General features: G+C 74.6%; 10 protein-coding genes. 2 read left to right on the forward strand and 8 right to left on the reverse strand.

Annotation, left to right across the window (positions count from 1 at the left end):
• Positions 1-9: 9 nt before the first annotated feature.
• The 3 genes from ABFY07_RS32095 to ABFY07_RS32105 form a co-directional block, all read right to left on the reverse strand.
• Positions 10-1,341, reverse strand: coding sequence for an ArsA family ATPase (locus ABFY07_RS32095; RefSeq protein WP_346177864.1), 1,332 nt, complete (start codon positions 1,339-1,341; stop codon positions 10-12).
• A gap of 132 nt (positions 1,342-1,473) precedes the next feature.
• Positions 1,474-1,917, reverse strand: coding sequence for an SRPBCC family protein (locus tag ABFY07_RS32100; RefSeq protein WP_346177865.1), 444 nt, complete (start codon positions 1,915-1,917; stop codon positions 1,474-1,476).
• A gap of 92 nt (positions 1,918-2,009) precedes the next feature.
• The gene (locus ABFY07_RS32105; protein WP_346177866.1) at positions 2,010-2,771 is read right to left on the reverse strand and encodes a metallophosphoesterase family protein; all 762 of its coding nucleotides are present in this window, start codon (positions 2,769-2,771) and stop codon (positions 2,010-2,012) included.
• Between the two features lie 253 nt (positions 2,772-3,024).
• Here ABFY07_RS32105 and ABFY07_RS32110 point away from each other — a divergent pair, with 253 nt between their 5' ends.
• Positions 3,025-4,824, forward strand: coding sequence for an AMP-dependent synthetase/ligase (locus tag ABFY07_RS32110; RefSeq protein WP_065958598.1), 1,800 nt, complete (start codon positions 3,025-3,027; stop codon positions 4,822-4,824).
• Positions 4,825-4,920: 96 nt separating this feature from the next.
• Here ABFY07_RS32110 and ABFY07_RS32115 read toward each other — a convergent pair whose 3' ends face one another.
• Both ABFY07_RS32115 and ABFY07_RS32120 read right to left on the reverse strand, forming a co-directional pair.
• On the reverse strand, positions 4,921-6,063 hold the full coding sequence (locus ABFY07_RS32115; protein WP_346177867.1) for a glycosyltransferase family 4 protein: 1,143 nt from the start codon (positions 6,061-6,063) through the stop codon (positions 4,921-4,923).
• Positions 6,064-6,106: 43 nt separating this feature from the next.
• Complete coding sequence (locus ABFY07_RS32120) at positions 6,107-7,492, reverse strand: MATE family efflux transporter (RefSeq protein WP_346177868.1); 1,386 nt, start codon at positions 7,490-7,492, stop codon at positions 6,107-6,109.
• A gap of 113 nt (positions 7,493-7,605) precedes the next feature.
• Here ABFY07_RS32120 and ABFY07_RS32125 point away from each other — a divergent pair, with 113 nt between their 5' ends.
• Complete coding sequence (locus tag ABFY07_RS32125) at positions 7,606-8,202, forward strand: PadR family transcriptional regulator (protein ID WP_346177869.1); 597 nt, start codon at positions 7,606-7,608, stop codon at positions 8,200-8,202.
• Between the two features lie 7 nt (positions 8,203-8,209).
• Here the strand turns inward: ABFY07_RS32125 and ABFY07_RS32130 are convergent, their stop codons facing one another.
• The 3 genes from ABFY07_RS32130 to ABFY07_RS32140 form a co-directional block, all read right to left on the reverse strand.
• Positions 8,210-9,508, reverse strand: a complete 1,299-nt coding sequence (locus ABFY07_RS32130) for a hypothetical protein (protein ID WP_346177893.1) — start codon at positions 9,506-9,508, stop codon at positions 8,210-8,212.
• A 54-nt stretch (positions 9,509-9,562) separates the two neighbouring features.
• Positions 9,563-10,651 carry a C40 family peptidase gene (locus ABFY07_RS32135; protein ID WP_346177870.1) on the reverse strand — a complete coding sequence of 363 codons (1,089 nt, stop codon included), beginning with the start codon at positions 10,649-10,651 and terminating at the stop codon, positions 9,563-9,565.
• A 301-nt stretch (positions 10,652-10,952) separates the two neighbouring features.
• The gene (locus ABFY07_RS32140; RefSeq protein WP_346177871.1) at positions 10,953-11,978 is read right to left on the reverse strand and encodes a C40 family peptidase; all 1,026 of its coding nucleotides are present in this window, start codon (positions 11,976-11,978) and stop codon (positions 10,953-10,955) included.
• Positions 11,979-11,992: the final 14 nt, after the last annotated feature.

Genomic DNA, 11,992 nt, shown 5'->3' on the forward strand with positions numbered 1-11,992 from the left:
CTGGAGGCGTCACAGGCCCCTGGGCCACAGTTCGGGGTCCGGGGCGAAGCGGACGTGGAGGCTGCCGTCGCGCAGCCCGGCGCCGGAGACGGTGCAGCGGCGCAGGGCGGACGGCAGCGGCAGGACGCGGTGGAACGGGCCGACGGTGATGATGAGTTCGTCGCCGCGGCGTACCAGGCCGAGGGTGTCCCGGTCGGCGCCGGGCAGCGGCAGCCGCCACACCAGCACCCCTTCGTCGGCGAGCCGGTCCTCGACCGTCCACGGCTCGGCGGCCGGGCGGTCCGGGCGCGGCCCGGGGGCGCCGGCCGGGCCGGCGAGGGCGGCGAGCCCGGTGGCGGGGCCGCCGTCGTGGGCCGCGCCGCCCGCCTCGACCGGGACCCCCGTTTCGCCGGGGCCGACCGCCTCGCCCGGGTCGCCCGCCTCGATCGGGTCGCGGCCCAGGTGGGGCAGCTCGCGCACCGGGACCTCGGGGGCCCACTCGCCGTGCAGTTCCTTGAGCGCGGCCTGCTGCCGGCCGGACAGCGCCGCGAGCCAGGGGTCGGCGGCGCCGGTGGGCAGCAGCCGGTTGGCGACCACGGCCTCCACCCGGCAGCCGTACAGCGCGAGTCCGGCGCGGGCGGTGCGCAGCGCCCGGTCGGCGAGCGGCCCGGGCTCCACCACCAGTCGTACGGTGGTGGCCTCGGACTCGATCAGGGCCTGGACGGCGGCCAGCTCCCGCTCCCAGCGCTCGGCCGTCTCGTACAGCTTCTGCGCGGGCATCGGCACCCCGGCGAGCTGCGCGAGCATCGGCCGCAGGGCGCGCGCCGCCTGCCGCTCGGCGGGCAGCAGCCGTCGCAGATAGCGGCGCAGCTGTTCGGGCAGGGCGAGGACGGCGACGGTGTCCGGGGCGGGCGGCATGTCGACGACCAGGACGTCCCAGCCGGCCACGGCGGGGCCCGCGTCATGGGCGGCGCGCAGCGCGCGCAGCAGCGCGAAGGCCTCCGTGCCGGGCAGGCCGGTCAGCTCCTCGGGGTCCAGCGGGGCGGCGCCGAGCATGTCCAGCGCGCCATGGCCGCGCTCCTGGAGGGCGGTCAGCTCGCCGCGGAACCAGTCGTCGGCGGCGACGCGCGCGGCCCACAGCCCGGGAGCGGCCTCGACCGGCGGGGACCACGGCAGCCGCCGGACGGCCGGCGCGGCGGCGGGCCGGGGCGCGGGGATGCCCAGCAGCGCCTCCGGGGTGCCGTCGCGGTCGGCGGTGAGCAGCAGGGCGCGCCGCCCCTCGCGGGCCGCGGCGAGCGCGGTCGCGGCGGCGACGGTGGTGCGGCCCGCGCCGCCGGTACCGGTGACGAGGACCGTACGCATGTGAAGGAGCCTCCGGGCAGGGTGGGGCGTGTCTTCCCGACGGTAGCGGGATCGGCGGCGCTCGCGGTCGCGCCCGCGCCGAGGGGTGGGTGGCCGGGGGCCTCGGGCCCGGTCGGGCCCGTTTCGATACGGCTAGGCGGCGCTCTCCACCCGCTTCTTCAGGCCGGCCAGGGCGCGGTCGATGATGACCTTCTCGGCCTTGCGCTTGATCATGCCGAGCATCGGGATCTTGACGTCGACGGTGAGCTGGTAGGTGACCTCGGTGCGCTTGCCGCCGTCGAGGGGGGCCAGCCGGTACGAGCCGTCGAGGGAGCGGAGCATCTGGGACTTCACCAGGGACCAGCTGACCTGGTTGCCACCTGTCCAGGTGTACGCCAGGGTGTAGTCGTCCTTGATCGCCCCGGCGTCGAGCAGCATCCGCACCTTCTCGGCGCGCCCCTGGTCGTCCTTGGTGAGGACGTCGGCCTCCTTCACCTCTCCGGACCATTCCGGGTAGCGGTCGAAGTCGGCGATCACCTCCATCACGTCGGCCGGTGCCGCCTCGATCGTGATGCTCGAGCTGGTGTGTTCCGCCATCGCCGTGGTCCTTCGGTATTGGTCGGTGTTGATCCGCGTTGTTTCGCCGCTCTCTGCCGCTGAAGGCTACCGCGCGCGACTCACCACTCGACTCACCACTCCAGGGTCCAGGGGGTCCCGGTCGAGGCGAAGTGTCCGACGTTGACGCACTCGGTGGCGCCGATGCGCATCCGGCGGGCGAGTGGCTGGTGGACATGGCCGAAGAGGGCGTACTTGGGCCGGGTGGCGCGGATGGCGTCGAGGAGGGCGGCGCTGCCCCGCTCGAAGCGGCGGGCGACGGTGTCGTAGCACAGCTCGGGGGTGTCGGGCGGTATGTGGGTGCACAACACGTCGACCTCGCCGAGCGCCGCGATCTTCGCGGCGTAGACCTCGTCATCGATCTCGTACGGCGTGCGCATCGGGGTGCGCAGCCCGCCGCCGACGAAGCCGAAGACCAGGCCGCCGATCTCGGCCCGCCCGCCGTCCAGGACAGTGGTGCCGGGGCGGGCGTACTCGGGCCACAGCTTCGGGATGTCGACATTGCCGTAGGTGGCGTAGGTGGGGGTGGGGAAGGCCGCGAAGAGTTCGGCGTACTGGCGGCGTACCGCGGATTCGATGGCGGCCTCGCGGTCCATCCCGTTCCACAGCCGGTTGCCGAACTCGCGGGCCTCCTGGAACCGGCGGGCGGTGCGCAGCTCGACGATGCGGTGGGCGTTCTCGACGCCGAACAGGTCGGGGAAGATGCCGCGGGAGTGGTCGGCGTAGTCCAGGAAGAGGACCAGGTCGCCGAGGCAGATCAGGGCGTCCGCCCCGTCGCCCGCCGTCCTGAGGTCCCGGCTGTTGCCGTGCACGTCGCTGACCACGTGAACTCGCATGGCGGTCAGCCTAGACCCGGGCCGCCCGCCCGTCCGGCACGGCCCCCGCACCACCCCGCCGCCACCTGCGGTTACTTCCGGGTCCCGGGCGGGGTCGACTAGTCTGCGGCCAGTACGAGAGCGGTGTGTGACGCAGCGAACATCTGGGAGCGCCCCCTATCCCAGACGGCATACCCATCGGTAACGTCCGGGCAGTCCATCACCCCCCCATTGCCCGTGTAGCGGCGCCGGCGCCCGACGAGGAGCAGCAGTCTTGCGCGAGTTCAGCCTTCCGGCCCTGTACGAGGTTCCGGCCGACGGGAATCTGACCGACCTCATCCGGCGCAACGCCACCCACCACCCCGAGGTCGCGGTGGTCGGCCGGAAGGTCGACGGTCAGTGGCGGGACGTGACCGCCGTCGAGTTCCTCGCGGAGGTGCGGGCCGCGGCGAAGGGGCTGATCGCGGCCGGGGTGGAGCCGGGCGACCGGGTGGGGCTGATGTCCCGCACCCGCTACGAGTGGACGCTGCTGGACTTCGCCATCTGGAGCGCGGGCGCGGTGACGGTGCCGGTCTACGAGACCAGCTCCCCCGAGCAGACGCAGTGGATCCTCGGCGACTCGGGCGCGGTGGCCGCCGTGGTGGAGACCGCCGCGCACGAGGCCGCCGTCGAGTCCGTACGGGACACCCTGCCGGCGCTCGCGAACCTCTGGCGGATCGAGGGCGGCGGGGCAGTGGAGACCCTGCGGAAGCTGGGCGCGGACATCGCGGACGAGGTGGTCGACGAGCGCAGCGCCATCGCGAACGCCGACTCCCCGGCCACCATCGTCTACACCTCGGGGACCACCGGGCGCCCCAAGGGCTGTGTGCTCACCCACCGCAGCTTCTTCGCGGAGTGCGGCAATGTGGTGGCGCGTCTGAAGCCGATGTTCGTGACCGGCGAGTCGTCGGTGCTGCTGTTCCTGCCCGAGGCGCACGTCCTCGGGCGGCTGGTGGAGATCGCGGCGGCGCTGGCGCCGATCAAGCTGGGTCATGTGCCGGACATCAAGACGCTCACCGACGAACTCGCCTCGTTCCGGCCGACGTTGGTGCTGGGCGTGCCGCGCGTCTTCGAGAAGGTGTACAACTCGGCGCGGGCCAGGGCGCAGGCCGACGGCAAGGGCAAGATCTTCGACAGGGCGGCCGAGACCGCCATCGCCTACAGCAAGGCGCTGGACACCCCCGGCGGTCCGTCCTTCGGTCTCAGGATCAGGCACCGGATCTTCGACCGGCTGGTCTACGGCAAGCTGCGGGCCGCGCTGGGCGGCCGGGCCACCCACGCGATCTCCGGCGGCGCCCCGCTGGGCGCCCGGCTGGGCCACTTCTACCGGGGCATCGGCTTCACGGTGCTGGAGGGCTACGGGCTGACGGAGTCCTGCGCGGCGACCACCTTCAACCCGTGGGACCGGCAGAAGATCGGCTCGGTGGGTCAGCCGATGCCGGGCACGGTGGTGCGTATCGCGGACGACGGCGAGGTGCTGCTGCACGGCGACCACCTGTTCACCGAGTACTGGAACAACAAGGCGGCGACGGCGGAGGCGCTGTCCGACGGCTGGTTCCACACCGGTGACGTGGGCACGCTCGACGAGGACGGCTATCTCACCATCACCGGCCGCAAGAAGGAGATCATCATCACCGCGGGCGGGAAGAACGTGGCCCCGGCGGTGATCGAGGACCGGATCCGGGCGCACGCCCTGGTGGCCGAGTGCATGGTGGTCGGCGACGGCCGCCCCTTCGTCGGCGCGCTGGTCACCGTCGACGAGGAGTTCCTGCCCCGCTGGCTGGCCGAGCGCGGCAAGCCGGCCGGGGCCACGGTGGCGGAGCTGCGGGAGGACCCCGATCTGCTGGCCGAGATCCAGCGGGCGGTGGACGACGGGAACGCGGCGGTCTCCAAGGCGGAGTCGGTGCGCAAGTTCCGGATCCTCACCACGCAGTTCACCGAGGACGGCGGGCATGTCACGCCGTCGCTGAAGCTCAAGCGGAACGTGGTGGCCAAGGACTTCGCGGCCGAGATCGAGGCCCTCTACCAGGGCTGACGGCCCCGTCCCCGGTCAGGCTCATTCCCGGCCGGGTTCATTACCGGCCGGGCTCGTCCCCGGGGCCCCCGGCCGGCCTCGCCCCGGGGTCACCGGTCAGAGCAGGCCCTCCAGGCGTTCGGCGAGCAGGTCCCAGCGCCAGCGCTCCTCCACCCAGGCGCGCCCCCGCTCCCCCATCCGCCGCCGCAGCTCGGGGTCCTGGAGCAGCGCCACGATCCGCTCGGCCGCCTGCCCGGCGGAGCCGCCGCGCACCACCCAGCCCGTCTCGCCGTCGAGGACCGCGTCCGGCGCGCCACCGGAGTCGCCCGCCACGACGGGCAGACCGGTCGCGGACGCCTCCAGGTAGACGATGCCGAGCCCTTCCACGTCCAGCCCGCCACGGCGGGTGCGGCACGGCATGGCGAACACGTCACCCGCGCCGTAGTGGGCGGGCAGTTCCTCCCAGGGGACCGCGCCGGTGAAGCGCACGGAGCCGGCGACCCCGGTGGTCTCGGCCAGCCGGTGCAGTTCCTTGGCGTACGGGCCGCCGCCGACGATCAGCAGGACGGCGTCCGGGACCTCGGCGAGGATCCGCGGCATGGCCTCGATGAGGGTGTCCTGTCCCTTGCGCGGCACCAGCCGGGACACGCAGACGACGACGGGACGGTCGGCGAGCCCGAGCCGGGCGCGGATCTCCTGGCCGCCGGAGTCGGGGTGGAAGGTCTTCTCGTCCACGCCGGGCGGCAGTTGGACCATGCGGGCCGCGGCCTCCGGCCCGACCGCCGCCGCGATCCGCGAGCGGGTGTACTCGCCGAGGTAGGTCAGGGTGTCGGTGGACTCGCCGATGCGGCGCAGCAGCCCCCGGGAGGCGGGCAGCTGGGCCCAGGCCGCCTCGTGCCCGTGGGTGGTCGCCACCAGCCGCCGGGCGCCGGCCCGGCGCAGCGCGGGGGCCATCAGCCCGAGCGGCGCGGCGGCCCCGAACCACACCGAGGTGCAGCCGTGGGCGCGCAGCAGCTCGGTGGCCCGCCGGGTCACCCGCGGAGTGGGCAGCAGCACGGTGGTGCGGTCCCGTACGACGCGGAACGGCTGCTCGGCGTCGAACCGGGCGGTGGCCTCGGCACCCTCGCGGCCGTGCTTCCAGGTGGAGGCGTAGACGACGACCTGCCCCGGGTCCAGGCGCAGCGCCATGTTGTGCAGGAACGCCTGGATGCCGCCGGGCCGGGGCGGGAAGTCGTTGGTGACGATCAGGGTCTTGTCCATCCCCGCCGACAGTACCGGGTGGGGGCGGTCGGTACGGGTCCGATCAGGACGCGCCGACCCGGTCCGGCGCCCGCTCGGCGGCCGCCGGGGGCGGGGCGAAGCGGCGGGACAGGGCCAGCACGGCCAGGCACTGGAGGGCGGCGGCCAGCGCCATGGCCGCGCACACCCCGGGCAGTCCGAAGCCGGCGAGGCCGTGGGCCAGGGGCAGCTGGACGGCCGTGCCGGCGAGGGTGACGCGCAGCATCAGCGGGCTGCCCCCGGCCCCCTCGAAGACCCCGCCGACGGCGATGAAGCAGCCCAGGAGGGCCAGATACGGGCCCAGGCAGCGCAGGAACGCGGTGCCGGCCGCGGCGACGTCCGGCCGGGCGCCGAAGGCCCGCATCACCCACGGCGCGGCGGCCAGCAGCGCGAGGGCGGCCAGCACGCCGAGCGCGGCGCCGAGCAGCGCGGCCTGGCGGGCGATGGCGGCGCGCCCGTCGCGGCCGGCGCCGAGGGTGTGGGCGGTGTGGATGGCGGCGGCCTGCCGCACCGCGTAGAAGGACATGGTGGCCACGTACATGGCCTTGGTGGCGATGGCGTACGCGGCGACGGAGGTCACCCCGATCCGCGCCACGACGGCGACCAGCAGCAGGGAGCCGGCCATCCGGGCCGTGAAGTCGGCGGCCATCGGCAGGCCGGTGGCGGCGGTGGCGCGCAGGGCGCTCCAGGTGCGCCCGGCGGGGCGGGCCGTGGCGGCCTGGCGCAGCAGGGGGTTGCTCCGGAGCGCCACCAGGCCGGCCGCGAGGGCGGCCGAGCGGCCGGCGACGGTGGCCCAGGCGGCGCCGTGGACGCCGAGCGCGGGCAGCCCGCACAGGCCGAAGATCAGCAGCGGGTCGAGGACGAGGATCAGCGCGTTGCCGAGGAAGGCGAGGCGCATGGGGGTGCGGGTGTCCCCGGCTCCCTTGAGGATGCCGTCGAGGAGGTTCTGCGCGAAGAAGACGGCGAGGCCGGGCAGGGAGATCGCGAAGTAGCCGGCGGCCAGCCGCTGGGCCGGCCCGTCGCCGCCGCCGAGCACCAGGAAGGCCAGGGGCTCGCGCAGCGCCCAGCCGCCCACCGCGACGGCCGGGGTGAGCAGCGCGCAGAGCGCCCAGCCGCCGCGCACGGCGGTGCGCAGGGCCGCCGGGTCGCGGGCGCCCCGGGCGCGGGCCACGAGCACGGTGGTGCCGCTGCCGGCCATGAGGATCAGGCCGAGGGCGAGGTTCTCGACGTTGGTGGCCACGGCCACGGCGGCGACGGCCGGGCCGCCGAGGCGGGCCACCCACACCATGTTGACGATTCCGGCGACCACACCGGCCAGCAGCTCGCCGTAGACCGGATACGCCAGCCTCACCAGCCGGCCCCGGTGCGCCTTGCCCTGTTGCTCCCTGACCCGTCGCTGCTCGGACGACATCGCTTCCCTCCCCCGCGACGATCGAATACCTCGTTTAGAGGTACCGCGATGAGAGGTATCATGGCGCGGGCGAGCGGACAAGGGAAACGCAAGGGGAAGGGGCGTCACCGAAGGTGCTGGAGCTGTCGATCCTCGGTTTCCTGTACGACCAGCCGCTCCACGGCTACGAGCTCAAGGAGCGCATCACGGCCCTGAGCGGCCATGTACGCCCGGTCAGCGACGGCGCGCTCTATCCGGCGATCACCCGGCTGACGAGGGCCGGCCTGCTGGACCAGCGCACCGAGCCGGGCGCGGGCGCCGCCCCGCGCCGGGTGCTGTCCCTCACCGACGCGGGCCGCGCCGAACTGCTGTCCCGGCTGCGCGCGCCCAAGGACGTGGAGATCACTGACGGCCAGCGCTTCTTCACGCTGCTCGCCTTCCTCCGCCATCTGCCAGACCCGGCCGAGCAGGCGGCCGTGCTGCGCCGCCGCCAGGCGTTCCTGGACGCCCCGTCGAGCTTCTTCTACGAGGGCGGGCAGCCGGTCCGCGCCGAGGGGGCCGGGGACGTCTTCCGCGAGGGCATGCTCCGGATCGCCCGGGCGACCACCGCCGAGGAGAGGCGGTGGCTCGCGGACGCCCTGTCCCGACTGGAGGCTCCGCCCCGGCCGGAGGTCCCGCCCCGGCCGGAGGTCCCGCCCCGGCCGGAGGGGCAGGGGCCTGAGGTGGCCTGAGGGAGGCTCAGCGGGCCGGGCGGTCCACGCCGAACTGGGCGGCCACGTACGCGCGCCACAGGTCGGTGAACTCGCCCAGGCCCACGCCCAGCACCTCGCGCAGCGCGGACTCCACCGCCCCCTCGCGGCGCGGGCTCTCGCCCACCGCCCGGTAGAACGCGACGAGTTTCCGCTCCCCCCACTTCTGCGCGATCATGCGGCAGGCCAGCCAGCCCTCCTCGTACGCCTGGGACAGGCGCTCGGCCTTGCCGCCGAAGCTGAAGGCGCCGTCCGCCGGGAGCGCGTCCGGCAGCCGGCCGGCCGCGACGGCCTGGGCGAGTTCGGGGGCCACCTCGTGGGGGGCGCGGCCGGCGCCCAGGTAGCCCGCCCAGTCGGCGAAGCCCTCGGAGAGCCACAGCGGGGTGGCGGCCGTGGTGGCGGCGCGGGTGGCCACATGGGCCGTCTCATGGGTGATGACCACGCGCCGGCCGAAGGCGCCGAGGATCCGGTACGCCTCGGGGTTGACGATGACCCGGTCGGCGGCCGCGTCCCGGCCGCCGCCCACCTCGCCCGTGGTGACGGCCGCGATGCCGCGGTAGCCGCTGGCGGAGGAGCCCAGCAGGGCGGCCATCCGGTCCAGGGAGGCGGGGACCTCCACCACGACCCGCCCGGCCCAGGAGTGCGGCCACACCTTCCGCAGCACGCCCACCCCCCGGTCCGCGGCGGCCGCCACCTCGCGCAGCCGCCGCCGGTCCTGGCCCACGCCGAGGACCAGGCTGTGCTCGCCGCGCACGGCGGTCACCGCGCCCTGGTCCCACAGCTCCACGGAGGTCCGCCGGCCGTCGTCCTCGCCGTCGTCGGAGGCCACGTACCAGCGCCCGTTCCGCTGGGCCAGGGTCAGATACTCCTCGGCGACCACGGGCGCGGTGTCGTATCCGGAGAGCCGGTAGCGCAGTTCGACCCGGGCGGCGAGGCGGCGGCCCTGGCCGAGGGAGGGGGTGAAGCCGCCGGTGTCCACCAGGCGGTAGGTCCAGGAGCGCAGCGGTACGGCGGCCAGGTTCGCGAACATCCGCCGCTGCTCGGCCAGATAGCGGGCCGAGCTCCGGTCGACGGTGGCCAGGAAGGCGTCGGCGTCCCGCTCCCGGACCGCCGCGGCCCGCCGGTCGAGCAGCCGCTGCACGGCCTGCCCGTCGCGCCCGGCGGCGTCGTCGGGGGGCGGGGCGGCGCCGCAGCCGGTGAGCGCGGTGGCCGGCAGGGCGCAGAGCGCGGCCAGGCACAGCGCCGCCGCCCGTCTGGTCGCCCACCGCCGTCGGCCCGCCCGCCGCATACCCGCCACGCCGTAGATCGTACGAGGCCGACGGGCCGGATTCAGGCGCGCGTATCAGACACGTGTGATGGCGGAAATCGGCATCATGCCGACCGGGTCGTACCGCACCCGCGCCCCCGGGTAGGGCGCGTGGATGACCCGCCCGTCGCCCGCGTACATCCCGACGTGGCCCGCGTCGGAGCGGTAGACCACCAGGTCGCCCGGGCGGATGTGGCCGAGCGTCACCTGCTGCCCGGCGGAGGCCTGCTGCTGCGAGGTACGCGGGATCGCCACCCCGGCCCGCCCGTACGCCCATTGGGTCAGCCCCGAGCAGTCGAACGCCGCGGGCCCGGCCTGCCCCCAGGCGTAGGGCCGGCCCACCGCCCCGCGGGCGGCCTCGAGGGCGGCTGCGGCGCGCGGCGAGGACGGCGGCAGATCGGGCACGCCGGACGGCTGGAGGGCCGCCGGGGAGCCGTGCAGATAGGCCGCGCGCTCGCCGGGCGACAGGGCGTTGAGCAGCCGGCGCGCGGTGGCCAGCTTGTGCCGCACCGCCCGCTTGTGGCGGATGACCGCCTTGCGGCTGTGCTCCAGCCGCGCCAGCCGGGCGGCCGCCTCGGCGCGCTGCTGGCGCAGCGTGCGCTGGGCGGCCTGGAAGACCCGCAGCTGACCGGCCTGCCGCTCGCCGATCCGCTCCAGGGTGGCGGCCTTGGTCAGGTAGTGGGCGGGGTCCTCGGAGAGGATCAGGGCGAGGCCGGGGGCGACGCCGCCGGAGCGGTACTGCCCGCCGGCGAGGGCGGCGAGCGCCAACCGCATCCGGTTGAGGCGCTCCTGGCCACGGGCGACGCGGTCCTGGATCCGGTCGACCTGGCGGCGCAGCCCCTCGGTGTGCGCCTCGGCCGCGTTGTACCGCTCGGTGGCCCGCTCGGCCTGCGCGTAGAGCCGCTGGACGGCGCCGGGGGTGGCGCCCTGGGCCGTGGGGTCCTGGGCGGGGTCGCGCGGCTCGGCGCCGGCCGGGACCGCCGACAGCACGGCCGCCTGGGCCACGGCGGCCGAGGCGGCGGTCAGGGCGGTCACCCGGCCCAGGACGGCGGCCCGGCCGGAGCCGGAGCGCACCGGGCCGGGCTGGGGGTTTCCGGGCTGAGAGGGACGGCGAGAGGACGCCATGGGGAAGCCGCACTCCCTTCCGCTGTGTCGGGAAGTCCGCTGAATCGCGAAGTCCGCTGTGTCGGAATGCCTGTTGCGTCGCAATGTCTGATGTGTGGGGATGTCCGGTGTGGGGGTGTTCGGCGCGTCGCAACGAACTGCGCGCAGACAGTAACCGGACGATCACGCACGGTCCAATGGCCGTACCGGGCAGACAATGTGACGCCCCGCCGGAGACGCAGGTCACCGGCGGGGCGGACGCTCAGCGGGAGTGGTCGGCTTCCCCCTAATTCCCCCGAACGGACGGTCCGGGGACGGGTCGTCAGACCCGGACGCCGAACATGAACGGCATGTTGTCCATCGACTCGTAGCGCACATTGGCCCCCGGCTTGGGAGCGTGGAGGACCTGGCCGTTGCCCGCGTACAGGCCTATGTGGTGCAGGTCGCCGTAGAAGAGGACCAGGTCGCCCGGCTTGAGTTCGCTGCGGCCGATGCGGGTGCCGGCGTTGGCCTGGTCCTGGGAGATGCGCGGCAGCGAGACGCCGGCCTGGGCGTAGGCCCAGCCGGTGAGCCCGGAGCAGTCGAAGGAGGAGGGCCCGGTCGCGCCCCACACGTACGGCGAGCCTATCTTCGTCTTGGCGGCGGCCAGCGCGGCGGCGGCGAAGTTGGAGTTGGGGGCCTCGTTGCCCAGATCCACCCGCTCGTTGGAGCGGTTGGCGCGCTCCTTCTCCTTGGCGGCGAGCTCGGCCCGCTCCTTGGCGGTGAGGCTGTTCAGCAGCTGCTGGGCCTTGGAGAGCTTGCCCTGGATCTCCTTCTTCTTCTGACCCAGCGCCTTGCGGGTGTCCTCGAGGTCCTGCAGCTTGGTGGCCGCCTCTTCGCGCTGCTGCTTGAGCGTGCGCTGCTTGTCGGCGATCTTGCGCAGCGACTCGGCCTGCTTGCTGCTCAGCTGATTGAGCGTGGATGCCTTGTCGAGGTAGCTGTCCGGGTCGGAGGAGAGCAGCAGCTGCACGGAGGGGTCGATGCCCCCGGAGCGGTACTGGGCGGTGGCCATCGAACCCAGGCCGTTGCGGAGCTTGTTGAGCTCCTCCTGGCCGCGCGCCACCTTGTCCTGGAGCTCGCCGACCTGCTTCTCCAGCTTCTCCTTCTTCTCCTTGGCGCCGTTGTACTTCTCGGTCGCCTGCTCCGCCTGCTCGTAGAGCTTGTCGACCTGCTCCTTGACGTCCTTCTTGTCCGCCTTGGGCGCGGCCTGCGCGGCCTGGGACGAGAGGGCGACAGCCGCGGCGGCCGTCGCGGTGAAGACGGTTACCCGAGTGCGGCTCGGCTGCTTGGGTCGACGGTGGGACGCCACGAAGGCGAGCTCCT

It is taken from the genome of Streptomyces sparsogenes subsp. cuspidosporus (genome assembly GCF_039532705.1).
GTDB classification, from domain to species: domain Bacteria; phylum Actinomycetota; class Actinomycetes; order Streptomycetales; family Streptomycetaceae; genus Streptomyces; species Streptomyces sparsogenes.

Excerpts from the sequence above, each read along its gene's own strand:
- ABFY07_RS32095 (WP_346177864.1), bottom strand. The coding sequence starts at position 1,341 with ATGCGTACGGTCCTCGTCACCGGTACCGGCGGCGCGGGCCGCACCACC.
- ABFY07_RS32100 (WP_346177865.1), bottom strand. The coding sequence starts at position 1,917 with ATGGCGGAACACACCAGCTCGAGCATCACGATCGAGGCGGCACCGGCC.
- ABFY07_RS32105 (WP_346177866.1), bottom strand. The coding sequence starts at position 2,771 with ATGCGAGTTCACGTGGTCAGCGACGTGCACGGCAACAGCCGGGACCTC.
- ABFY07_RS32115 (WP_346177867.1), bottom strand. The coding sequence starts at position 6,063 with ATGGACAAGACCCTGATCGTCACCAACGACTTCCCGCCCCGGCCCGGC.
- ABFY07_RS32120 (WP_346177868.1), bottom strand. The coding sequence starts at position 7,492 with ATGTCGTCCGAGCAGCGACGGGTCAGGGAGCAACAGGGCAAGGCGCAC.
- ABFY07_RS32130 (WP_346177893.1), bottom strand. The coding sequence starts at position 9,508 with ATGCGGCGGGCGGGCCGACGGCGGTGGGCGACCAGACGGGCGGCGGCG.
- ABFY07_RS32135 (WP_346177870.1), bottom strand. The coding sequence starts at position 10,651 with ATGGCGTCCTCTCGCCGTCCCTCTCAGCCCGGAAACCCCCAGCCCGGC.